Source organism: Rudaea sp., assembly GCF_057139185.1.
Window position 1 is genome coordinate 174,246 of the sequence record NZ_DBNHDN010000026.1, and the last position, 23,069, is coordinate 197,314.

Consider the following 23,069-nt stretch of genomic DNA (forward strand, 5'->3'; position numbering starts at 1 on the left):
TTTTCCGCATCCGATTTTTCGCGTACGCGGAAAAGTGTAAGCTCCGCGCATCGATCACGACTTGGGGAGAAGTCATGAATACGATCCATCGTCGCTTTGTCGCGGCACTCGGCTCGTGCGCTTTGTTCGCGTGCGCATCCACTTCGCAACAGAAGTCCGACGCGCACACGGAACACGCGGGAATGGCCGCGCCCGCCCCGGCACTCGTGCAATGGGCCCGGGGCGCGCAGCCTCTGGACGGACTCGGCGCCTACTCGCGCAAGGTTACGACGAACTCGCCCGAGGCGCAGGCGTATTTCGACCAGGGCCTGAACCTGATCTACGGCTTCAACCACGACGAGGCCGCGCGCGCGTTCGCCCGCGCCATCGAACTCGATCCGGCCTGCGCGATCTGTTACTGGGGCGCGGCCGAAGCGCTGGGTCCGAACTACAACATGCCGGCGATGGAACAGCGCTGGCAGGCGCTCTGGAACGCCGTCGAGTCCGCGCAGAAGCAGGCCGCGCACGCGACGCCCGTCGAGCAGGCTTTGATCGGCGCGCTGGGCAAGCGCTACGCGAGCGCGATTCCGGTACCGCCCGAAAAAATGCAGCCTTTCAACGACGCCTACGCGAGCGCGATGCGCGAGGCCGCCGAACAGTATCCGGCCGATGACGACGTGCAGGTGTTCTTCGCCGAGGCGCTGATGACGGCGAATCCGTGGAAATTGTGGAGTAACGAGGGCAAGGCCGCTCCGGGCACCGACGAGATCGTCGCGACGCTGGAAGGCGTGCTCGCGCGCAACCCGACCCACCCCGGCGCAAACCACTACTACATCCACGCCGTCGAGGCCTCGCCGCATCCCGAGAAAGGCCTGGCCGCCGCCGACCGGCTCGCCGCGCTCATGCCGGGCGCGGGCCACATCGTGCACATGCCGTCGCACATCTACCAGCGCGTCGGACGCTACGCCGACGCCAGCACGGCGAACATCGACGGCGCGAAGGCCGATGCCGCCTACGTCGACAAGGCGAGGCCGCCGGGATGGATGTACTACAGCGGCATGTATTTCACCCACAACTACCAGTTCCTCGGCTACTCGGAGGCGATGCGCGGCCGCTCGACCGCGGCGCTGCAGGCCATGCGCGAGATGACCTCGCGGCTCACCGACGAATCGCTGCACATGGGTGCCGGCCTTGACTGGTACGCGGCCGAGCCATTTTTCGTGATGGAACGCTTCGGCCGCTGGCAGGACATCCTCGCCGTACCCGCGCCCGATCCGAAACTGCTCGGCCTGTCGGCCGCGTATCGTTACGCGCGCAGCGTGGCGTTCGCAGCGACGGACCGGGTCGATGCCGCGATCGCGGAGAAGAACGAACTCGACGCCATCGCCGCGGCTACGCCCGCCGACGCGCCGGCCGGGCTCAACAAGGCCGGCGACCTGATCGCCGTCGCGGCCGCGGTTGCAACGGCACGCATCGCCGCCGCGCAAGGCCGCCGCGGCGAAGCCATCGCCGCGCTGCGCGAGGCGGTCGCAAAAGAGGATCGGCTCGACTACGACGAGCCCGCGGACTGGTTCGTCCCGGTGCGCCACCTGCTCGGGGCGGAACTGCTGCGCGACCACAACGCAAAGGAAGCCGAACAGGTTTATCGCGACGATTTACGACGCCATCCGGAAAACGGCTGGGCGCTGTACGGCCTCGCCCGGTCGCTCGAGGCACAGCGCAAGACAAAGGACGCCGCCGCGATCGGGCAGCGTTTCAAGCAGGCATGGAAAGATGCCGACATCGCCCTGACCGCGTCGGCCTTCTGAGTTTTCGTGAAAATTCCGGTCGCGGACGGCTGCGTTTCAATTTCGCGTTCCAGCGGGAAGGCAAGAGTCAAGAACCGCGCGGCTCCTCGTGCTCGCCCGTGCTCAGGTCGCGATGGCGCAGGTGCGCATACACGTTGTAGAACGACACGAACATCGGGAACGCCGTCTGGATGATGCCGACCGAATCATTCTTGCCCCAGATGAAGTAGGCGAGCGTCAGCACGCTGCCGGTCACCGAGAGATACCAGAACATCATCGGCACGGTGACGCGCTTCAGTTTCTTGGTCGCGTAGAACTGCACGAACCAACGTGCGGTGAACAGCGCCGTGCCGAGAAAGCCGACCAGCTTCCAGCCGGTTACGGCTACCTTGAACAGGTGGAAGAAATTCAGGTGGAACAGAATCTGGTCCATGAGGCGGGCCGGATGAAATGAAGGGGCGCGGAGTTTAGCAAGCGCTTCGGCACATAGCCTGAAAACTTTGCCCCGGGGCCTCACCCGGCTTGCCAGCCTGCGCTCGCATCACCCCCGAGTCGCGATCCCGACCCCGCGCCACACGCGCGCATTCGCATGCGTGAGCCGTTTCCGCCGGAATTGCGCTTTCCTGATCGAGGCCGCCGCATTGCGCCGGATCTTCCGCATGGCGCATCCGGCCCGCCGCGCCTGAAAGCACCTACGGATCGATGAAGTACGGACGACTGGACATGCTGCGATTCCCCGGCGTTTTCACCGCCCTCATCTTGATGGCCGCGCGGCCGGCCGTAGCGTTGACGCCGCCACGGCCGGGCGCGGAAGTGCTGGTCGAAGCCGCCTTCCGCCTGGGCATCCCGCGCGACTACGCCAGTGCGCGCGGCCTTGCCGACGTGCGCGAACCGCAACGGCTCGTCGGCATCGGCGGTCGCGACGCCCTGGGCTATGAGCAACGACTGACACCGGCAGCCGCGCGCGCGTGGGCGCGCATGCGCGCCGCGGCGGCAGGCGACGGCATCGATCTGCGTGCCGTGTCCACGTTCCGCAGCGTCGAAGCGCAGCTGGCGATCGTGCGTGGCAAACTCGCGCACGGGCAGACGATGGCCGAGGTTCTGCGGGTCAGCGCGGCGCCCGGCTACAGCGAGCACCACAGCGGACGCGCGGTCGACATCACGACGCCGGGCTACGCTCCGGTCGAGGAAGAATTCGAGCGCTCGCCCGCGTTCGCCTGGCTCTTGCGGAACGCGAAGTTCCACCACTTCAGGCTGAGCTATCCACGTGGCAATGCGCACGCCATGGCCTACGAGCCCTGGCATTGGTGCTGGCAGGACGATGCCCCCGAATCGATGCCGTACGCGCCGGAAACCATAGCCACGATCGCAGCGGAAGTACGGACGGACGCCAGCGACGCGCAACGACAAGGCCGCACCGATGGCATAATGCGCAATCTGTCCCGGCCGCAATACCGCATGGAAACCGGCGATTCCGCTGCTGCTGCTTCCTCCGCCGTCGTCATCGATTTCGAGACGCTGGCCGCGCATCGAACTTACCTGCTCAAGGTCGCGCGTCTGGAACTGCGCGACGAGCACCTGGCCGAGGACGCGGTTTCCGACGTGTTGACCCAAGCCTACGAGCGCCGCGCGAGCTTCGCCGGACGCTCGTCGCTGCGCACCTGGCTCACCGCGATCCTCAAGAACCACATCATCGATCTCGTGCGCAAGCAATGGCGCGAGGAACCGTTGCCGGAAGCCGGCGAAAACGCCGAGCACGAGTTCGATCGCCTGTTCGACGCGAGTGGCCACTACGCCAGGCAGCCTATGGATGCCGGCAATCCAGCCGAACTGGCACAGCAGGATGCCTTCCTCGTCGCCGTGCAACGCTGCGTCGACAAGCTGCCCAGGCGCACCGGCCAGCTGTTCGTGCTGCGCGAAGTGCTCGGCAGCGACACCGACGAGCTGTGTAAGGATTTGCAGATCACGCCGTCCAACGTGTGGGTGCAACTGTACCGGGCGCGCATGATGCTGCGTACTTGTCTTGAAAACGTGGGTTTCGGCCGTGCGCAGACTGGCTAGGCATCCGATGTTCCGCATCACCTGCCTACAGGCCTCGCGCCTCCTCTCGCAGCAGATGGAACACTCGTTGCCGTGGCGCATGCGCCTGCGCTTGCGCCTGCATCTGTTCGCCTGCGATGCGTGCATGCGGGTCGCGCGCCAGTTCGAGGCGATGCGGTTGGCGTTGCAATCCTGGCGCGAACGCGACTGATCCGGCACTTTTTTTCGCGGCGCACAAGGGCTGTTCGTGCCGAAGGTTGTATTCTTGGCACGCAGACCCCAGATCGGACGAAATACGAGAACCATCAGGAGGGCATATGCTGCAATTCAATCCGGGCCAGCTGTATTTCCTCGGTCGCGAAGCCAGCGACCGCCTGCAACAGGCCGCGAAGCTCGGCCTCGAAGGCAGCGACCAGGCCTTCGATCTCACGATCCGCACTGTGCAATTCCACGTCGACGCGATGACGCGTTTGATGACCCAGACCTCCCACGTCAAGGACATAGCCAGCTTGCGTCAGTTGTGGTCGGAGTTGTTCGACTTGATGCGCGAATCCGTTGCCACCAGCAACGCCTCGCAGAAGCAGACGATCGAGATGGCGCTCAAGGCAACCGAATTGTTCTACACGAACATCTTCGAGCAAAGCTCGGCGACCAAGAGCGGTGCGAAACCCAAAGCCGGCGCCGCGGCCGCGCCGTCGCCCGCTTCGCCCCGCGCTGCGCGAAGCGGAAAAAGGTAGCGCTGCCCTCGCCGCGACGCGATATCGCGGCCTGGCGAGCCGGACCGGCGGAAGTCATGGGCGAGCACTTCAAGGTCGGCGACCATGTCGCCTGGAATTCCGAAGCCGGTCGCGTCAGCGGCCGGATCGTCAAGGTGCACACGCAGGACGTGAACTACAAGGGCCATATCCACCATGCCGGCCCGGACAAACCCCAGTACGAGATCAAGAGTGACCGCACGGATCACGTCGCCATGCACAAGGGGCCAGCGCTGACCAAACTCGATCGCTGACTAAAGCTCAAGCGATCGGACGAGGGCGCGGAGTTCCGGCACCAGTTCCTGCTCGAACCAGGGATTGCGCACGCACCACGGTCGGTTGCGCGGAGAAGGATGCGGCAGCGGCAGATGGCCTGACGGAAAATAGTTTTTCCATGCCTTGACCGTATCGCCAAGCGTCGTCTTGCGACGATCCGCCAAATAGTGGACCTGCGCGTACCTGCCCACGAGCAAGGTCAACGCGATCCCGGGCATCCGCGCATTCAGTTTCTCGTGCCAGCGCGGCGCGCATTGCGGCCGCGGCGGCAGGTCGCCGGAGCGGCCACGCCCCGGATAGCAGAATCCCATCGGCATGATGGCTACCTTGCTCGCGTCGTAGAATTGCGCCGGCGTCAGGCCGAGCCAGTCACGCAGCGTGTCCCCCGATGCATCGTCCCAGGGAATGCCGGTTTCGTGCACCTTCCTTCCAGGCGCCTGGCCCACGATCAGCAGCCGGGCGGACGCATGCGCCTGCAGTACCGGCCGCGGTCCGCAAGGCAGGCTCGCCGCGCAATGCGTACACGCGCGGATGTCCTTGAGCAACTTCGAAAGCGGCGTTTGCATCTCTCACAATGGCAAGGAAAGCGACGGGTCCGCAGGCGGCGGGTAGCTGATGCGGACACCTTCGACTCGCGCGAACGAGGTGAGTTCGTGATGGCGATAGTTGCTTTCCGACAATATCTCGATCACCGCGATGCCGCGCACGACCAGCGCATCGGCCACGAGCGAGCGATGGCAGCGCCAGGGCACGGCCTCGGCGCACATGATCACGACACGGCGCTCGCGGCTCAGGCGAACGAGTTCGTCGAGCGCGGCGCCGAATTCCGGCGTCTGCATGTAGTCGGCGTAGCCATGGAAACCGGCGTTGCGCCAGGCACCATTCGGTGAATCCTTGCGCGGCCGGCGCAGGCCGCCCAACGCGCGCATATGCACATAATCGATTTGCTCCGCCGCGAGACTCGCGGCCAACGCGTCGCCGTTGAATTGGGGGTTGCGGCGCGATCCCGGCACCGTGCGTATGTCCACCAGCCGTTCGATGGCGTAGACCCGCAGCAGCGCGATGAAACGCGCGATCGGCAATGTCGAATGCCCGACCGTGAACACCGTGCCGACTGCCCAGCGCGCCTGCCGCGGTGGTGGAAGCTTGTCATTCATCGACGTGGCGGTCCGACGCTGCGGTTGCACGACATCGGTTTGCGCAACCATTCGATGCGGCGCCGGGCAACGTCGTCATCGGCGCAAAACGACCGACAACCTCGCGCTCGCGTGACGGCTCCATCACCGTTGCCGGCGCATCCTCAGGTGCGCGCCGCCAACCATTCGTGGATCGCCGTCGGTACCTCGCGCTGCGCGCGGCCGGAAACGTAGATGCCGATGTGTCCGCCCTTGAACGCGAGCTCGGTGTAATCGTCCGAGCCGATGCGCCCACGCAGCGCGCGCGAGGCGTCGGGCGGCACGAGGTGATCCTGCTCGGCGAAGATGTTGAGCACGGGTACATCGAGATTCTTCAGATCCACCGACTTGTCACCGATCTTCAGGCCGCCGTTGACCAACTTGTTGCCCTGGTAGAAATCCTTGATGAACTGGCGGAACGCGGCGCCAGCCTGGTCGGGGCTGTCGAAAATCCATTTTTCCATGCGCAGGAAATTTTCCAGCTCGGCCTTGTCGTCGAGAATGTCGACGAGGCCGATGTACTTCTGCTGGTTCAGGCGCACCGGTTTGAGCATCAGATAGCAGTAGTTCATCAGGTCGGCCGGCACGTTGCCGAGCGTATCGACGAACAGGTCGACGTCGAGATGCTGCACCCAGTTCGAGAGCATGTTGTCGCGGGTCTGAAAATCGACCGGCGTCACCATCGTGATCAGGTTCTGGACCTTCTCGGGATAGATCGAAGCGAAGCACAGACTGAACGCGCCGCCCTGGCAGATGCCGAGCAGGTTGATCCTGGCGAGCTTGTGGCGCTTCGCCACCACGTCGACACAGCGGCGGATGTAGCCGTTGATGTAGTCGTCGAGAGTCAGGTGTTTGTCCGAGGCGTCGGGATAGCCCCAGTCGATGAGATAGACGTCCTCGCCGCGTGCAAGCAGATTCTTGACCAGGGATCGATCATCCTGCAGGTCGACCATGTACGGCCGGTTGACCAGCGCGTAGCTGATCAGGATCGGCACCTTCGCGGTCGGTTTGTGCGGCCCCTTGAAGCGGTACAGAACGAGCTTGTCCTCGCGGTAGATTTCTTCCTTGTCGGTCGCGCCGTAGTGCACGTCGTCAAGGGTGCGCAGCACCTGCATGCCGGCCGCGATTTTCTGCTGAAACCTCGAAGCTTCCTCGTACGCCTTCTGCGGCGCGATGCGGATGGGGTTCATGGAGTCGTACCTCGCAACGATTCGTCATGCCAGCGAAAGCTGGCATCCAGCTTTTCATCGGCGTCAAAGATCAAGGCTGGATTCCAGCTATCGCCGGAACGACCAGCCAGGTTACTTCTGCTTGCTCCGTTTCTCGTTTTCCTTGCCGCCCTTGCTCGGCTTCGCCACGCGCGCCGCGGCGGCGCGCAACTTCGGCTTGCGCTTGACGCGTCGCTGCATCGCCGCAACCGCATCGGCGAACGAGCTCGCCGTCGGTTTGCCCGCCGTTTCATCGGCCGGACGCGGGCGCACCACCGCTGCGGGTGCGCGCGACTTCACCGCCGCGGCACGACGCCGGACCGGCTTCGCCGCGGGCCGCGGTTTCACTGCGGACGGCGCGGGTTTCGCTGCCGTGATCGCAGCCTCGACCGGTTTCGCCGCGGCAGCGGAATGCTTCGAGTTTGCCTGTGCCAACGACTTCCTCAACGCGGCAACTTCGCTGCGCAGGGCGTCGACTTCGACCTCGATGCCGCCATCGGCACGCACACCACCGTCGCGCACTTCGCGGCGCAGGTCGTGGACACGCTTGCCGAGGCTGTCGAGTTCGCCGCGTGTAGGCATGCCAAGCTCGCGACCGACGCGCTCGACCTCGGCCTGGATCTGCTTGCGCACGCGCATCTGTGCATTGGCAAGTTCGCCGTAGGCCTTGCTGAATTCTTCCGACAGCGCGACCTCGGCATAGGCGTCCTCCATCGCGTCGACCCAGAGGTCGTACAGCGCCTTGAGCGAGTCGATCGCGCGTCCCGGCTCGCCGCGTTCGGCGAGCTTGTGCTCGAACAATTCGTTGCCGCGTTGGGCCGCCTTGAGCATCAGACGGTTGTACTCGCGCAGCGCCTGCTGGTATTCGACCAAGGCAAGCGCGGTGCGCTGATAGTGCTCCTGGTGTTCGCGCGCGAGACCGAACGCCGGCATCTGCAGCCACGACAGGCCCTGCTTGCGCATCTGCTCGATGTATGGCGCGAACGCGGAAGGCAGTTCGGCGAACCCCTGGGCGCCCTTGCCGGCCACCTCGCGCAAGGCCTTCGCGAACGGATTCGCCGCCGGATCGAAGCCGGGAATGCCCGACGTCCCGGTGCCGGCGAAGCCACTGCGTGCCGCGTCGATCCACACCTGCGCGGGATGCGCCACGCCGTCGCCCGGCACCGAGCTTGCGAACAGCGATTGCATCATCGCAACATAGGCCTTCGCACTTTCGGTCAGACGTTCGGCCGTTTCGCTCTGCTTGCCCGCGTCGGCGAACAGACGCGACCATTGCTCCAGGCCCTCGTGCCATGGCGATTGTGGCGCCGGCGCCGCACCAGCGAAAGGATTGAACGGGGCGAACCCGGCAAAGCCGGCCGTCGGCGGCACGGCGAACGGATTCGCAACGCCCGCGGCGAACGGATTGGCGCCGGAGAACGGATTCGCCCCGGCGAACGGCGCCGCACCCGGCGGCAGCGCAAACGGCGCCTTCTGCGCGAGATCGGACCAGGCGTTGAAATACTGGCGCTGCAACGCATCCCAGTCCTTCAGCCAATCATTCATGCTCTTGTTTTCGCTCATGCCTGTGTCTCCAGATTCGTTTTCGATGCTAGCACGCGTTTGCCGCGATCGCACTACGCGAACGAGGTGCGACAAGGCTGCTTCTCGGCCAACAAAAAACGCGCCGAGGCGCGTTTTTTGTTGTCGCTGGAACGAGGGGCGAATTACGCCACACCGGCTTCTTCATTCACCGCCTTCATCGACAGGCGGATGCGGCCCTGCTTGTCGACTTCGAGCACCTTGACCTTGACGATGTCGCCCTCCTTGAGCTTGTCGGAAACCTTCTCGACGCGCTCGTTGGAAATCTGCGAGACGTGGACGAGGCCGTCCTTGCCCGGCAGGATGGTGACGAACGCGCCGAAGTCCATGAGCTTGGCGACCTTGCCCTCGTAGATGCGGCCCGGCTCGACGTCGGAGACGATCTGCTCGATGCGCGCCTTGGCCGCGTCGGCCGCTTCGCGGTTGACCGAAGCGATGACGATCGTGCCGTCGTCGCTGATGTCGATCGTGGCGCCAGTCTCTTCGGTGATGCCGCGGATCACGCTGCCGCCCTTGCCGATGACTTCGCGGATCTTGTCGGGGTGGATCTTCATCGTCATCAGGCGCGGCGCGAATTCGCTCATCTCGGTGCGCGAGGTCGTGATCACCTTGCCCATTTCGCCGAGGATGTGCAGACGCCCTTGCTTGGCCTGCGCGAGCGCGACCTTCATGATCTCCTCGGTGATACCGTCGATCTTGATGTCCATCTGCAGCGCACTGATGCCGTCGGCGGAACCGGCGACCTTGAAATCCATGTCGCCGAGGTGATCCTCGTCGCCGAGGATGTCCGACAGCACGACAAAGTTGTCGCCCTCCTTGACCAGGCCCATCGCGATACCCGCGACCGGCGACCTGAGCGGCACGCCCGCGTCCATCATCGCAAGCGAGGAGCCGCAGACCGAGGCCATCGACGAGGAGCCGTTCGACTCGGTGATCTCCGAGACCACGCGCACCACGTACGGGAAGGCCTCCATCGTCGGCTTGACCGCCTGCACGCCGCGCTTGGCAAGGCGGCCGTGGCCGATCTCGCGGCGCTTCGGCGCGCCGAAGCGGCCGGCTTCACCGACCGAGAACGGCGGGAAGTTGTAGTGGAACAGGAACGGATCCTTCGACTCCCCTTCCGGCGCGTCGATGATCTGCGCGTCGCGCGCGGTGCCGAGCGTGACGACGACCAGCGCTTGCGTCTCGCCGCGCGTGAACAGCGCCGAGCCGTGGGTGCGCGGCAGTACGCCGACGCGCACCGTGATCGGACGGATGTCGTCGAGCTTGCGCCCGTCGATGCGCACCTTGCTCGCGAGCACGGAGTCGCGCAGCGTGCGGTATTCGAGTTCACCGAATTCCTTGGCGAGTTCGGCCTTGTCCCACTTCTCCGCCTCGATGCGGCCGGCGAGGCCGGTCAACACGTCCTGCTTGATCGCGGCGATCGCGTCGCGGCGCTGCAGCTTGTCGCGAATCTGGAACGCCTTGCCGAGCTGATTGCCGACCGCTTCCTTGAGCGCGCCGATCGCGGCGTCGTTCTTCGCCGGGGCGGTCCATGCCGACGGCTTGGTGCCGGCCTCGACCGTCAGCTCATTGATCGCGTTGATCACGACCTGCATCGCCTTGTGGCCGAATACGACCGCGCCGAGCATGACGTCTTCGCTGAGCAGCTTGGCTTCGGATTCGACCATCAGCACGGCGTTCGAGGTGCCGGCGACGACGAGGTCGAGATCGGAGGTTTTCAGTTCCGTCGCGGTGGGGTTGAGCAGATACTGGCCGTTCGCGTAGCCGACGCGCGCGGCGCCGATCGGACCCTTGAACGGGATGCCGGCCAGCGACAGCGCGGCGGAAGCGCCGATCATCGCCGGAATGTCGCCGTCGATTTCCGGGTTGAGCGAAACAACCTGAGCGATGACCTGCACTTCGTTCTTGTACTCTTCCGGGAACAACGGACGCACCGGACGATCGATGAGGCGGCTGGTCAGCGTCTCCTTCTCGGTCGGGCGGCCTTCACGCTTGAAGAAACCGCCCGGAATGCGGCCGGCGGAGTAGAACTTCTCGACATAGTCGACGGTGAGCGGGAAGAAATCCTGCCCCTCCTTCGCCTTTGCCGCGGCGACCGCGGTGACCAGCACTACGGTACCGCCCATCGACACCATCACCGCACCGGACGCCTGGCGGGCGATTTCGCCCGTCTCGAGCGTGACCGTCTGATTTCCGTACTGGAACGACTTGGTTACTTTTGCCACGTTGGATTCCTTGAATCGTTTGCGAGGTCGCAAGACCCCTTTTGCTCGTCAATGCGCCGCGTCCTGCGGCTCGCCCCGGAGCCATTCGCTGCGCGAATGTTCGCTTCGGCATCCTGCCTTCACAATCCCGCGCGAGCGGGAGGGAATGCTGTACTGGTTTTCGAGCCCTGAAAATGGATCATCCCGGCATGCGCCGGGATGACGGGTGATGTTGCTTAGCGGCGCAGACCAAGACGCTCGATCAGCGTCTTGTAGCGCTCCGCATCGGACTTCTTGAGGTAAGCCAGAAGACTGCGGCGCTGATTGACCATCTTGAGCAGGCCGCGACGCGAATGGTGGTCCTTGTCGTGGTCGGCGAAATGCTTGGAGAGGTGCTCGATGCGCGCGGAAAGCAGCGCGACCTGCACTTCGGGAGAGCCGGTATCGTTCGGCGCACGGCGGTATTCTGCAATGACCTTGCTGGTCTGTTCGACGGAGAGAGACATGATGTTTGCCTTTGATGAAGCGTCCGGCGCGGATCAGCTGACGTCTTGTGGGTCAGCGCGGCCCGCGTTAGTGGATCGGTTTCGATGGATGAAAAAAATGCTTCGCTACAACGGAACGAAGCCACTCATTGTAACCGTTTTTTGCGCCGACGTGGGGTGGCGCGCCGCCGAAAACTTCGTGCAGGGCAGCGAACCGGACGGCGGCACGGATCCCGACGAATAGATCTATTGGAAATTATTTAATAATCAACCAATTACAAAACAATCCTCACTCGATGACCTGCCCAGTAGCCGCGGCGTTGAAGCCACGCAGCACGCGCGCTCCACCGTCGATGCCGATTTCGACCAGGGCCACCAGATTTCCCTGTCCATCGAGCGCCCGGCACAGCGGCGCAGCCTCCATGCCAGTGCGCTCCAGTCGCTTGCCCTGACGCAACGCGATCGCCTGCGGCGGGGACAGGCTCAACGCCGGCAAGGCCGCCAGGCCTTGTCCGAGCGGCAGCAGCAGTTCATCGAGGCCGGCCGGTCCCCGCTCGCCGTGGATGTGTTCGAGTTGTGCCAGAGTCCGCATCGCCGGCTGCCTGAATGGTTCCACCCATTCGCGACGCAACGCGGTCAGGTGCGCACCGCAGCCAAGCTTTGCGCCGAGATCGCGCACGAGGCTGCGCACGTAGGTGCCGGAGCCGCATTCGACGTGCAGTTCGAGCACATCGCCTGCGCACGCGAGCAGATCAAATGCGAAGACCTCGACCTCGCGCGCGGGAACATCGACCTCCTCACCGCGGCGCGCGCGCTTGTACAACGGCACGCCGCCCTGCTTGATCGCGGAATACGCCGGAGGAATCTGCACGATGCGCCCGCGCAGCGTCGCCAGCACGGATCGAATCGTGGTTTCATCGAAGGCCGGGACCGGGCGAACGTCGACGACCTCGCCTTCCGCATCGTCGGTCGTCGTGGTTGCGCCCAACCGACATCGCGCCATATACGCCTTGCGCGCACCGAGCAGGTAGCCCGCAATCTTGGTCGCTTCGCCGAAGCAGATCGGCAAAAGGCCCGTCGCCAGCGGATCAAGGCTGCCGGTATGGCCCGCCTTCTGTGCGCGGAACAGGTGACGCACCTTTTGCAGTGCCTGGTTTGAACTCAACCCCGGCGGTTTGTCGAACAACAGAATGCCGGAAACATCGCGAAACTCCCGCTTCACGGCTTCTCGCGCAGCAAAGCTTCGATACGTTCGCCGCGATCGAGCGAATCGTCGTAGCGAAAGCGCAGTTCAGGCACGCGGCGGATGTTCATCGTGCGCGACAGCTCACGACGGAATTCCTTGGCGAGTTCGTTGAGTGCTTTCACGCCGTCCTTCGCCGTGTCGGGCAGCAGGGCGGTAACGAAGATCGTCGCGACGTCGAAATCCCTGGTGACCTCCACGTCGGACACGCTCATCGACGGCAGCGCGTTGTCGCGCACGGCCTGGTGCACCATCGTGCCGAGCAGGCGGCGAAGTTCGGCGGAAAGGCGGTCGGCACGGTTGAAGGAACGGGTGGCCATGCTCAATGCTTCCGGTCCGCGCCGGCACCGCCAAGTTCACGATCAAAGAAATGCGCCACAACGGCATACATCGCCTTCGATTCCGGCAGCTCCGGATCGGAGAAGAACGAATGCCACATGCCTTCCCAGACATGCAGTTCGGTTTTCACGCCGGCCTCGGTCAGCAGCTCGTTGCTGCGCAGCGTCGCGCTCATCGTGAAATCGCGCGAGCCGGAAACGAGCAGGGTCGGCGGAAATTTCGCGAGCACGCTCGAGGACACGCCCGGCAACACCAGCGGACTCGCCGGATCGGCGCCTTTGAAATACGGCAGCCTCGTCAGCGGAAAGAACCGCACGGGCACCGTTTCGCCCATCAGAAGATGCGCCGTATACGCCGAATCGCCGTTGAAATCGACCACGCCGGCGCAGAAGATGCCGATCGCACCCGGCACGGGCAGGTTTCTGGTCTGCAGCCATGCGGTCGCTTCCGCGGTCAGTGCGCCGCCGGCCGAACAGCCGTAGATGCCGATGTCCTGGGCCCGATGCGTCTTCAACAATTCCCGGTATACCTTTTCCACGTCCTCGCTCGCAGCCGGGAACGCGTGCTCGGGACCCTGGCGGTAGTCAACCGTGACGACCTTGATCTTGCCGACGCTCGCAATCGGGATCGCCTCGACCATGCCGCCCGAGCCCGCGCCCCAGAGAAAGGCGTCGCCGTGCAGGTTGATCAGCACGCGTTGCGCATTGCGCGGTGCGACGCCGCCTTTTGGCGTCACCACTTCCGCGGCGACCCCGCCGAATTTCCGCGCTGCGATCTCGACCGGGTAGAGCTTCTTCATGCGCTCGGCGCGATCACTGTTGATCTTGTCGTAAAAGGTGCGGCTGGCCTGGATGTCCTGACCCAGCGGCGGCGCGGCCTTTCCTTCCTTGAATATCTCGCCGAAACGCGCGAGCGCTTCCTTCGATGCGAAAACCGAGAACGGAAAGCGCGCGGCAGGCGCGGAGACTGTGCCGGTGGCGTCGATTTGGGGGAGAGATTCCTGTGCCTGCACGGAAGCGGCAAGCGTGATGCCGAACAGCAGCGGTAGTTTGAGTCGCCGAAAAATCATGATTGCCCCGCGACGTTGCCCTGACGCGGCGGATTTCCAACGCCGTCATTCCCGCGAAGGCGGGAATGACGGGCAAGGAGCTTCCGCCCTTCCGAACCCCGATCCTTACAGCGTCCTTGCCACTTCGATGCGCTCGAAGCATTCGATCTGGTCGCCCGGCTTGACGTCGTTGTACTGTTTGACGCCAATGCCGCACTCCATGCCGTTGCGCACTTCCTCGACGCTCTCCTTGAAGCGGCGCAGCGATTCGAGCTCGCCCTGGAAGATCACGGTATTGTCGCGCAACACGCGGATCGGCTTGTTGCGCTTGACCGTGCCCTCGATGACCATGCAACCGGCGATCGCGCCGAACTTGGACGAGCGGAACACATCGCGCACCTGCGCCACGCCGATGATCTCCTCGCGGATCTCGTTGCCGAGCAAGCCGGAAGCCACCTGCTTCACCTGGTCGATCACGTCGTAGATGATCGAGAAATAGCGCAGATCCAGACCGTTCGCCTCGATGATCTTGCGCGCGGAGGCATCGGCACGCACGTTGAAGCCGATGATCACGGCCTTCGATGCGGCGGCCAGCGTAGCATCGGATTCGGTGATGCCGCCGACGCCCGAGCCGATCACGTGCACCTTGATCTTGTCATTGCCGATCTTGGTCAACGCGTCGCGCAGCGCTTCGGCCGAGCCTTGCACGTCGGCCTTGACCACGAGGTTCAGCGTCTGCTGGCCCTCGCCCTGGCCCATCTGCGCCATGATGTCTTCCATGCGATTGCCGGCCTGCTTGAGCAGGCGCGCGTCGCGGCGCTTGTGCTGGCGCTCGAGCGCGACGTCCTTGGCCAGACGTTCGTCCTGGACGACGATGAAGTCGTCGCCCGCATCGGGAACGCCGGAGAGGCCGAGCAACTGCACCGGAATCGACGGGCCGGCCGAATCGACCTGCTGGCCGCCTTCGTTGAACAGCGCGCGCACACGGCCGTACTCGACGCCGCAAACGATGAAATCGCCCTTCTTCAGCGTACCCTGCTGGACGAGCACGGTCGCGACCGGGCCACGGCCCTTGTCGAGACTGGATTCGACGACGACACCGGAGCCCAGGCCGTCCTTCACCGCGGTCAGTTCCATGACCTCGGCCTGCAGCAGGATCGCTTCGAGCAGGTTGTCGACGCCGTCGCCGGTCTTGGCCGACACCGGCACGATCTGCACGTCGCCACCCCACTCTTCCGGCACGACCTCGTGCTGCACGAGACCCTGCTTGACCTGATCCGGATTCGCTTCCGGCTTGTCCATCTTGTTCATCGCGACAATCAGCGGCACCTTCGCGGCGCGTGCATGATTGATCGCCTCGATCGTCTGCGGCATCACGCCATCGTCGGCGGCGACGACGAGAACGACAATGTCGGTCAGCTTCGCACCGCGCGCGCGCATCGCGCTGAACGCGGCATGGCCCGGCGTGTCGAGGAACGAGATCACGCCGCGATCGGTCTTCACGTGGTATGCACCGATGTGCTGGGTGATGCCGCCGGCTTCGCCGGAGGCGACCTTGGTGCGACGGATGTAATCGAGCAACGAAGTCTTGCCGTGATCGACGTGGCCCATGATCGTGACCACGGGCGGACGCGGCTCTCTGTCGCCGACGATCTCCACTCTGGCAAGCGTGGTCTCGGCGTCGTGCTCCTCGAGGCGCGTGGCCTTGTGGCCGAGTTCCTCGACGACGAGCACCGCGGTGTCGTGATCGATCGGCTGGTTGATCGTCGCCATCACGCCCATCTTGAACAGCGCCTTCACTACGTCTGCGCCCTTGACCGCCATCTTCTGGGCAAGGTCGGAGACGAGGATCGATTCGCCGATCGGGATGTCGCGCGTCACCGGCGCGGTCGGACGTGAAAAACCATGCGGGCCGCCCGACGGCGAGCGCACCTGCTCGACCTGGCGGCGCGGCTTGCGCTTGATCGCGCCGCGACGCGCGTGCCCCTCGTCGGAGAGGTGCAGTTCGGCACCGAAATAGCGCGGCGCGCCGTCTCCCTCGCTGGGCATGCGATGCGAACCATGCTTCTTGTGCCGATTGGCGGCATGCGCGGCCCCCTCAGCCTCGCCATTGGCGCGCGCGGGACGCGGACGCGGAGCCTCGGCCGGCTTGCGCGCCGGCGCCGCGGTTTCGGATTTTGCCGCGCGTTCGGGCTGTTTCTCCACCGTCGCCGCGGCGTTGCCGGCCTGTTCTGCGGCCAGCTTGGCCTGCGCTTCGCGCGCCTCGGCTTCGGCGCGCGCGCGCGCTTCCTCGGCGGCGCGCAGCTTGGCCTCTTCCTCGAGGCGGCGGCGCTCCTGGTCCTGGCGCGTGATTTCCTCGGTCTCGCGCTTGAGCTGCGATTCGGCGAGCTTTTTCAGCGCATCTTCGCGCTCCGCGTCGGGCTTCTGTTCGTCGGGAATCTCGCTGCGCTTGACGTAGGTGCGCTTCTGTCGCACTTCGACATTGACCGTCTTGCCTCGCGTCGCGCCCTGATTGACCGTCAGTTCGCTGACCGTGCGGCGCTTGAGCGTGACCTGGCGCGGCGCGCTGTCCTCGCTGCCGCCGGAGCTCTCGCCTTTGCCGTGTGTGCGGCGCAGGAAGCCGAGCAGCTTGACCTTTTCGGTGCTCGAGACGACCTGGTCGGGACTCGAAAATTTCATGCCGGCGCCGTCAAGCTGGGTGAGCAGCTTGTCCACGCTCATGCCGAGTACACCGGCGAGTTGTTTGATCGTTACGTCCGACATGATTCCTGCTTCTCCTCGCAGCGATGCGCAGTCGTGACTCGCGCACCGCCTTCTGTTTCTGCGTCGCCATCCACGCTTCCGCGCGACGACGACTCGCGTGTTTTCAAGTGTTCATACGCACACCTGATTCGTTCTCTGCCCGGCGCCGGCTACGCCGCCTCAGCCTGTCTTGCCGCCATGATCAGCGCCGACGCGCGCTTTTCGTCGACACCGTCGATGGCGAACTCGACCAGCTCGTCGGTCGCCAGATCGGCCAGATCCTGGCGCGTGACGACCTTGTGCTGGGCGAGCGTGAATGCGGTCGCCTCGTCCATGCCCGTCACCGCGAGAAGATCGTCCGCCGGTTTGTGCTCGTCGATGTCTTCCTCGACCGCGAGCGCGTCGGTGAGCAGCGCATCGCGCGCACGCGCGCGCAACTCCTCGACGATGTCCTCGTCGAAGCCTTCGATGCCGAGCAGTTCCGCGGTCGGCACGTAGGCGATTTCCTCGACCGTGCTGAAACCTTCCTGGACGAGGATCGCGGCGATTTCCGCATCGACCTCGAGCTTTTGCTGGAACAGCTCGCGTGCCGCGGTCTGTTCGGCCTCGGACTTGGCCGCGACCTGGTCCTGGGTCATCACATTGAGCTGCCAGCCCGAAAGCTTGGAGGCGAGGCGCACGTTCTGGCCGCCGCGGCCGATCGCCTGCGAGAGCTTGTCCTCGGCGACGGCAATGTCCATCGAGTGCTTGTCCTCGTCGACGATGATCGACTGCACCTCGGCCGGCGCCATCGCGTTGATCACGAACTGCGCGTGGTTTTCGTTCCACAGGACGATGTCGATACGCTCGCCGTTGAGTTCGTTCGACACCGCCTGCACGCGCGATCCACGCATGCCGATGCAGGCGCCGATCGGGTCGGTGCGATGATCGTGCGCGAGCACTGCGATCTTGGCGCGGTCGCCCGCGTCGCGTGCCGCGGCCTTGATCTCGACCAGCCCCTGGCCGACTTCGGGCACTTCGAGCTTGAACAGCTCGATCATGAATTCCGGCGCGGTGCGCGAGACGAACAACTGCGGGCCGCGCTGCTCGGCGCGCACCTCGTAAAGATAGCCGCGCACGCGGTCGCCCGCGCGCACCGCTTCGCGCGGAATCGCCTTGTCGCGCGCGATGTAGGCTTCGGCATTGCCGCCGAGGTCGAGATAGATGCTGCCGCGTTCGACGCGCTTGACCACGCCGGTGACGAGTTCGCCGACACGATCCTTGAACGCCGCGACCACGAGCGCACGCTCGGCTTCGCGCACATGCTGCACGATGACCTGCTTGGCGGCCTGCGCGGAGATGCGGCCAAAGTCGGGATTGTCGATCTTTTCCTCGATGAAATCGCCGACCTGTGCGTCCGGTTTGACGTCGATTGCGTCCATCAGGCGCAACTGGCGATCGGGCGACTCCATGACCACGTCGTCCGCGACGACCTCCCAGCGGCGGAACGTCTCGTACTCGCCGCTGTGGCGATCGATCGCCACGCGCGCGGCGACGTCTTCGTCCGGATAACGCTTCTTCGCAGCGGAGGCGAGTGCCGCCTCGAGCGCATGGAAGATCACGTCTCGTTCAACGCCTTTTTCGTTCGCGACCGCATCGGCCACCAACAACATTTCTTTACTCATCGTCACACCTTTGTTCGAGAAGGCCCCATCGTCGGGACTTCGACTTGCGCACGTACCACCACAATCCGGGCTGCGACCGCCCCTTGACTCAAGGGGGGGTGAAGACCGCCGCGGGCCGAATTCTGCAGTTCTACCTATTTCCTGGTTTTACCTTTTTCCACTTTGCCGCCTTTTCCCGGCTTCATCGGCTCGTCGAATCGCGGCACGAGTTTGGCTTTCTGCACGTTGCCGTGCGGGATGTCCACCGCGGCACCATCCTGCTCGACCTTGATCGTCTCGCCCTCGACCGCGAGGATCGGTCCCAGGAAGCGGCGCCGGCCGTTGAACGGCAGGCTCAGCTCGATTTTCACCTGCTCGCCGACGAAACGCGCAAACTGCGTCGGCGTATACAGCGGGCGATCGAGTCCGGGCGAGGACACTTCGAGCGTATAGCGCCCCGTGATCGGATCATTCACGTCGAACAACGCCGACACCTGACGGCTGACCAGCTCGCAGTCGTCGACGGTGACCGGTCTGTCGGCGGCATCGATGTACACGCGCACCAGCGAATTGCCATGCGAAGGGCTGTACTCGACGCCGAGGCATTCCAGCCCCATGTCGGCGATCGCGGGCGCCAGCAGATTGGTCAGTTCCTCGTTTCTCATGGTTTTTGCGCTCGTCCGTGATCGCGAGAATCAAACAGCGGGCTCCTGCCTGCACTTCTCGAAAAAATCGCGACCCGACGAAATGTCTTCGAATACCTGATTTCAGAAACAAAAAATGGGCCGAAGGCCCATTCCATAGTCCGCCGTTTTGATCCAGAAACCGGCGATCCGCATCCTGCGAAGCGAATGCCCGGACAAGCCGGGCATTCAGAATTTGGTAGCGGGGGCAGGATCAGGACACTATCTTGCAAGTACCCAAATCCCATTGCCGCCACCAGCAAGTAGGAAATTCTAGGGCAAGCACGGATTCTCCGCAACCCGCGCAATCTCAAAACCTTGGCGGATGCTCGCTGGCAGATATCAATAGCTAGGTATATAATTATAAATACCTAGATATAGAGACTATCTAAATGGAAGCCGCCAGCCAGAAAAAGAAAGCCCTTGCCGCCGTGAAGCGGCTCGGCGTGGCGCGTCCTCGCGATCTCGTGCGGCTCGGCCTACGCCGGGAATATGCACAGCGGCTGGCGAATCGAGGGGAACTGCTGAGGGTTGCACGGGGACTGTATGCCGTTCCTGACGCCAAAATTTCGTCACACAGGACTCTCGCCGAGGTTGCCAAGGTTGTTCCCTGCGGAACCATTTGCCTGCTTACGGCGCTTCGCTATCACGGCCTGACGACGCAGTCGCCGCCGGAAGTGTGGATCGCCCTCAATGTGCATGCCTGGAAGCCGCGCAACACGCCGTTCCCGGTGCGAACGGTCTACTTCTCCGGCACGGCACTCAATCAAGGCGTGGAGATGCACAAGATCGACGGCGTTCCGGTACGCATCTACTCCGCCGCCAAGACAGTCGCCGATTGCTTCAAGTACCGCAACAAGATCGGCGTAGAAGTCGCCGTCGAGGCGCTGCGAGACTATCTCAAGCAACACCGGCGCGGCAGCGACGAGCTGTGGCATTTCGCCAAAATCTGCCGCGTGAGCAACGTCATGCGCCCCTATCTGGAAGCCGTCGAATGACGACAAAGGAACTCAAGGATCGCGCCGCATCGGTGCGAGCGCGGCTGCTCAATCTGGCACGAGAAAAGGAAGAAGACTTCCAGATCACGCTGCGCAACTATCTGTTCGAACGTTTTCTCTATCGGCTCAGCCGTTCGGAACTGCACGATCGCTTCGTGCTCAAGGGCGCCATGTTGCTGCGGCTATGGGCCGATCAACCGTATCGAGCCACAACCGATCTCGATCTTCTGTCACGCGGAAACAATGCACCGGATGCCGTCGCCAAGGATATTGCCATCGTATGCGCCACCGCAGTGGAGGACGATGCCGTCTTCTTCGACGCGACCACGATCGGCGTCGAAGCGATTCGCGCCGAGGAAGAATATGCCGGCGTGCGCGCGATGTTCGATGCGCGGCTAGGCACGATTCACGAACGGCTGCAGATCGACATTGGCTTTGGCGACGCACTATGGCCGCAAGCCGAGGAAATGGCGTATCCAGTCGCCCTGGGCGATCCGGCGCCTCATCTCAAAGCGTATCGACCAGAGACGGTCATTGCCGAGAAGCTGGAAGCGATGGTCTCGCTCGGAATCCGAAACAGCCGGATCAAGGACTTCTTCGACATCGACTATCTTGCCCGCACGAATAATTTTGATCGCCCGACGTTGATTGAAGCCGTGCGCCGCACGTTCGAGCGACGCGGCACGCCGATCCCGAAGGAAATCCCCATCGGACTGACGCCGGAATTCTGGCGACAACCCGGCCGCGAAGCGCAGGTAAGAGCATTTGCGCGCAGAGCAAGGCTTGCCGTCACTCCGGAGAGTGCTGCACAACTCGGCATGCGCGTCGCGGATTTCGCCTCCCCATTACTCAAAGCGGCGGCGCACAGTTAGCAGTTGAAGGCCAGAATCGAAAACAAATACATCGGGCTGCGTGTTGCTAGTTTGGCCGTCCGAATGCAAACGCAGTTTGGCAAAATGCGTCATGCCTTTCCTCTCTTGAACGCTCGGTCGCGCGCCATGAACGCTTCCAGCATGTGCGGAATCAACGTCGCCGCATCGACAGCCTCGCCGTAAGTTTGTGCATGCAGCATTGCATAACGATCAAGTTCCACTTTCAAACTCGCCGGGCACGAAAACGTCAGCCTGATGTTCTCGATCTTCGGCATTGGCCCCAACCGCAGCTTGCGCGTCGTGTTCATTGCGATATCCCTCGGTTGAAGAACATGGGTTGATAGGGCCGAAGCACCAAGTCGCGATTGACGATGATGCGCACCGGCAAGCCCGGCCGTTCGGTCAGTGTCGGCTGGATGTTGAGATTGCGCCGTGTCATTTCTTGTCCGACCTGATTCGCACTGTCCTGCAGACTATCGCGTCCTGCAACGACGACCTGATTGCCGTTCCGGTTCTGCGGTGCCGCCAACTCGGCACCGACACCCAGCAACGTCGTCAGTGCCGCGCCAGCGAAGACACGATCCCAATGCCAATCGACGCCATCCTCCAACCCAGCGTAGCCGGCCGGGTCGGCGCCGGCCAGGTTGTCCAGCACAAGCGATGACGTGTCCGGCAAGATAATGCGGTTCCAAACGACCTGCACCCTACTCTGCCCGTAACTGACCTGGCTGTTGTATTTGCCGAAAATGCGTGAGCCCTGCGGGATCAGCAAAAACTTTCCAGTCGCCGTGTCATAGATCGGCTCCGTCACGGTGGCGATCACGTCGCCCGGCAAATCGGATTGGATGCCTGTCACCAGCGCGCCCGCGATCACCGTTCCAGCCATGACCTGATACGGCGAAGTCGGCATCTGCAAATTTCCGGAATTGCGAGTTTCCGCAGCCCCGGCTTTCTGGAATGCCTCTTTCTGATCTTGGCGATTCTGCGCAGCGGTCGCATCGGCAGGATGCGCTGCCGTGGAAGCAGGCACCGCCGCGAGCGGATCGAAGCCAACCAAGCTGGACGCCGGAGCGGCAGCGACTGCCTGCGCAGGTGCGGCGTTGTTCCGCGGATTGCTCGAACGGAAGAACACCGACGAACCCGCCGCGGCTTCCGCTTCCTTGCGCAACGCATCGCGCTCGGCAGCGGCCGGGTCTTGGCCCGGCGGTGTATAGGCAGGCGTCACCGGCTGCTGCGAATGCACGATCGCCGGGCCGAGATCGCCCGGTAACGGTGGCCCGAGTTCCGGCACTTTCGCCGGCAGCTTGGAGTAGTCGGCAGGAAGCTGATTGAGCCCTTCGGAACGCGAGACGCGATCGACGTTGTACAGCTCGGTCGGCTCGTTTCCCGCGCGCCGCTTCGAGGGTTGCAACGACCAAAGTGTGGCACCCAACACCGCGATGCCGAGACCGCCGATCAGCAGCGCCAGTATGCGACGGTTCAATCGCATCACCGAACGCGGCTGTGCTCGCAAAGCCACCGTCTCCGGTGCGACCTTCGCTGCGGTATCAGCGATGGGGATATCGCTCATGGTCAGTTCCCCTTCGACACGCCGTCCGTGCGCTCGATGCGCACCACGTCGCCCTTGTCGCCGCCGAGGCGCAGTTCAGCCGCGCCGAACAGTCGATCCACGATGTAGTACGGCGCACGGAATCGATAGTTCACCAGTTGTCCGTCGCCCTGTGCACCGATCACGAACAGCGGCGGCAACTCACCTTGCGCGATGCCCGCCGGGAACTGGATATAAATCTTCTCGCCATCGTCGAAGGCACGCAGCGGCTTCCACGGCGCATTGCTGCCGTTGACCGAATAGCGGAAGCGAATCTTCTCCAGCGACAGGCCAGTATCGACCGGCGCCGTCGCTTGCGCCGCCAGGGCTTGGCGCTGCAAGGCCAGCATCTTGTCCTTCGGATAGTCCCACGACACCGAGGCCATCCACGCTTTCTCGGTCGACGTCAGTTCGATCAGA

24 protein-coding genes are annotated in these 23,069 nt (G+C 63.8%); 8 read left to right on the forward strand and 16 right to left on the reverse strand.

Annotated features, from left to right (window positions below):
- Positions 1-74: 74 nt before the first annotated feature.
- Positions 75-1,787 carry a hypothetical protein gene (locus AC16HO_RS09340; protein ID WP_484335393.1) on the forward strand — a complete coding sequence of 571 codons (1,713 nt, stop codon included), beginning with the start codon at positions 75-77 and terminating at the stop codon, positions 1,785-1,787.
- Positions 1,788-1,854: 67 nt separating this feature from the next.
- Here the strand turns inward: AC16HO_RS09340 and AC16HO_RS09345 are convergent, their stop codons facing one another.
- Entirely contained in the window at positions 1,855-2,199 is a 345-nt protein-coding gene (locus tag AC16HO_RS09345) for a lipid-A-disaccharide synthase N-terminal domain-containing protein (RefSeq protein WP_395642799.1), read from the reverse strand.
- Between the two features lie 290 nt (positions 2,200-2,489).
- On the opposite strand from AC16HO_RS09345, the gene AC16HO_RS09350 reads away from it, so the two are divergent.
- The 4 genes from AC16HO_RS09350 to AC16HO_RS09365 all read left to right on the forward strand — a co-directional run bounded on the left by AC16HO_RS09350 (position 2,490) and on the right by AC16HO_RS09365 (position 4,815).
- Entirely contained in the window at positions 2,490-3,827 is a 1,338-nt protein-coding gene (locus AC16HO_RS09350; protein WP_395642800.1) for a sigma-70 family RNA polymerase sigma factor, read from the forward strand.
- A gap of 7 nt (positions 3,828-3,834) precedes the next feature.
- Positions 3,835-4,017, forward strand: a complete 183-nt coding sequence (locus tag AC16HO_RS09355) for an anti-sigma factor family protein (RefSeq protein WP_395642801.1) — start codon at positions 3,835-3,837, stop codon at positions 4,015-4,017.
- Between the two features lie 106 nt (positions 4,018-4,123).
- Complete coding sequence (locus AC16HO_RS09360; RefSeq protein ID WP_395642802.1) at positions 4,124-4,543, forward strand: hypothetical protein; 420 nt, start codon at positions 4,124-4,126, stop codon at positions 4,541-4,543.
- 56 nt (positions 4,544-4,599) lie between these two features.
- Entirely contained in the window at positions 4,600-4,815 is a 216-nt protein-coding gene (locus AC16HO_RS09365; RefSeq protein WP_395642803.1) for a hypervirulence associated TUDOR domain-containing protein, read from the forward strand.
- On the opposite strand, the gene AC16HO_RS09370 is transcribed toward AC16HO_RS09365, so the two are convergent.
- From AC16HO_RS09370 to rpsO, 6 genes are all read right to left on the reverse strand, one after another.
- Positions 4,816-5,403 (reverse strand): uracil-DNA glycosylase family protein, encoded by a 588-nt coding sequence (locus tag AC16HO_RS09370; protein WP_395642804.1) that lies wholly within the window; start codon positions 5,401-5,403, stop codon positions 4,816-4,818.
- 3 nt (positions 5,404-5,406) lie between these two features.
- A complete protein-coding gene (locus AC16HO_RS09375; RefSeq protein WP_395642805.1) occupies positions 5,407-5,994 on the reverse strand; it encodes a DUF488 domain-containing protein in 588 nt (195 codons plus the stop codon).
- 143 nt (positions 5,995-6,137) lie between these two features.
- Complete coding sequence (locus AC16HO_RS09380; RefSeq protein ID WP_395642806.1) at positions 6,138-7,202, reverse strand: class III poly(R)-hydroxyalkanoic acid synthase subunit PhaC; 1,065 nt, start codon at positions 7,200-7,202, stop codon at positions 6,138-6,140.
- A gap of 111 nt (positions 7,203-7,313) precedes the next feature.
- Positions 7,314-8,783 (reverse strand): class III poly(R)-hydroxyalkanoic acid synthase subunit PhaE, encoded by a 1,470-nt coding sequence (phaE, locus tag AC16HO_RS09385; RefSeq protein ID WP_395642807.1) that lies wholly within the window; start codon positions 8,781-8,783, stop codon positions 7,314-7,316.
- 143 nt (positions 8,784-8,926) lie between these two features.
- On the reverse strand, positions 8,927-11,029 hold the full coding sequence (gene pnp / locus AC16HO_RS09390; RefSeq protein ID WP_395642808.1) for a polyribonucleotide nucleotidyltransferase: 2,103 nt from the start codon (positions 11,027-11,029) through the stop codon (positions 8,927-8,929).
- Positions 11,030-11,244: 215 nt separating this feature from the next.
- The gene (gene rpsO / locus AC16HO_RS09395; protein WP_395642809.1) at positions 11,245-11,514 is read right to left on the reverse strand and encodes a 30S ribosomal protein S15; all 270 of its coding nucleotides are present in this window, start codon (positions 11,512-11,514) and stop codon (positions 11,245-11,247) included.
- On the opposite strand from rpsO, the gene AC16HO_RS09400 reads away from it, so the two are divergent.
- Complete coding sequence (locus AC16HO_RS09400) at positions 11,513-11,737, forward strand: hypothetical protein (protein WP_395642810.1); 225 nt, start codon at positions 11,513-11,515, stop codon at positions 11,735-11,737. The genes rpsO and AC16HO_RS09400 overlap by 2 nt on opposite strands.
- 45 nt (positions 11,738-11,782) lie before the next feature.
- Here AC16HO_RS09400 and truB read toward each other — a convergent pair whose 3' ends face one another.
- The 6 genes from truB to rimP all read right to left on the reverse strand — a co-directional run bounded on the left by truB (position 11,783) and on the right by rimP (position 19,173).
- Positions 11,783-12,715: a tRNA pseudouridine(55) synthase TruB gene (gene truB / locus AC16HO_RS09405; protein WP_395642811.1), complete on the reverse strand. Its 933-nt coding sequence runs from the start codon at positions 12,713-12,715 to the stop codon at positions 11,783-11,785.
- Positions 12,712-13,056, reverse strand: coding sequence for a 30S ribosome-binding factor RbfA (gene rbfA / locus AC16HO_RS09410; protein ID WP_395642812.1), 345 nt, complete (start codon positions 13,054-13,056; stop codon positions 12,712-12,714). The genes truB and rbfA overlap by 4 nt, the downstream gene beginning before the upstream one ends.
- Before the next feature lie 2 nt (positions 13,057-13,058).
- Complete coding sequence (locus tag AC16HO_RS09415) at positions 13,059-14,144, reverse strand: alpha/beta hydrolase (RefSeq protein WP_395642813.1); 1,086 nt, start codon at positions 14,142-14,144, stop codon at positions 13,059-13,061.
- 105 nt (positions 14,145-14,249) lie between these two features.
- Positions 14,250-16,886 (reverse strand): translation initiation factor IF-2, encoded by a 2,637-nt coding sequence (infB, locus tag AC16HO_RS09420; protein WP_395642814.1) that lies wholly within the window; start codon positions 16,884-16,886, stop codon positions 14,250-14,252.
- Between the two features lie 149 nt (positions 16,887-17,035).
- Positions 17,036-18,529, reverse strand: a complete 1,494-nt coding sequence (gene nusA, locus AC16HO_RS09425) for a transcription termination factor NusA (RefSeq protein WP_395642815.1) — start codon at positions 18,527-18,529, stop codon at positions 17,036-17,038.
- A 134-nt stretch (positions 18,530-18,663) separates the two neighbouring features.
- Entirely contained in the window at positions 18,664-19,173 is a 510-nt protein-coding gene (rimP, locus tag AC16HO_RS09430) for a ribosome maturation factor RimP (RefSeq protein ID WP_395642816.1), read from the reverse strand.
- A 410-nt stretch (positions 19,174-19,583) separates the two neighbouring features.
- Between rimP and AC16HO_RS09435 the strand changes: the two genes are divergently transcribed.
- Complete coding sequence (locus AC16HO_RS09435; RefSeq protein ID WP_484335394.1) at positions 19,584-20,189, forward strand: type IV toxin-antitoxin system AbiEi family antitoxin domain-containing protein; 606 nt, start codon at positions 19,584-19,586, stop codon at positions 20,187-20,189.
- Positions 20,186-21,061 (forward strand): nucleotidyl transferase AbiEii/AbiGii toxin family protein, encoded by an 876-nt coding sequence (locus AC16HO_RS09440; protein ID WP_484335395.1) that lies wholly within the window; start codon positions 20,186-20,188, stop codon positions 21,059-21,061. The genes AC16HO_RS09435 and AC16HO_RS09440 overlap by 4 nt, the downstream gene beginning before the upstream one ends.
- An 89-nt stretch (positions 21,062-21,150) precedes the next feature.
- Here AC16HO_RS09440 and AC16HO_RS09445 read toward each other — a convergent pair whose 3' ends face one another.
- From AC16HO_RS09445 to AC16HO_RS09455, 3 genes are all read right to left on the reverse strand, one after another.
- Positions 21,151-21,369, reverse strand: coding sequence for a DUF2274 domain-containing protein (locus AC16HO_RS09445; RefSeq protein WP_484335396.1), 219 nt, complete (start codon positions 21,367-21,369; stop codon positions 21,151-21,153).
- A complete protein-coding gene (locus AC16HO_RS09450) occupies positions 21,366-22,631 on the reverse strand; it encodes a TraB/TrbI/VirB10 family type IV secretion system protein (protein ID WP_484335397.1) in 1,266 nt (421 codons plus the stop codon). The genes AC16HO_RS09445 and AC16HO_RS09450 overlap by 4 nt, the downstream gene beginning before the upstream one ends.
- A gap of 2 nt (positions 22,632-22,633) precedes the next feature.
- Positions 22,634-23,069, reverse strand: a 436-nt coding sequence (locus AC16HO_RS09455; protein ID WP_484335398.1) for a TrbG/VirB9 family P-type conjugative transfer protein, incomplete at its 5' end; no start/stop codon positions are given.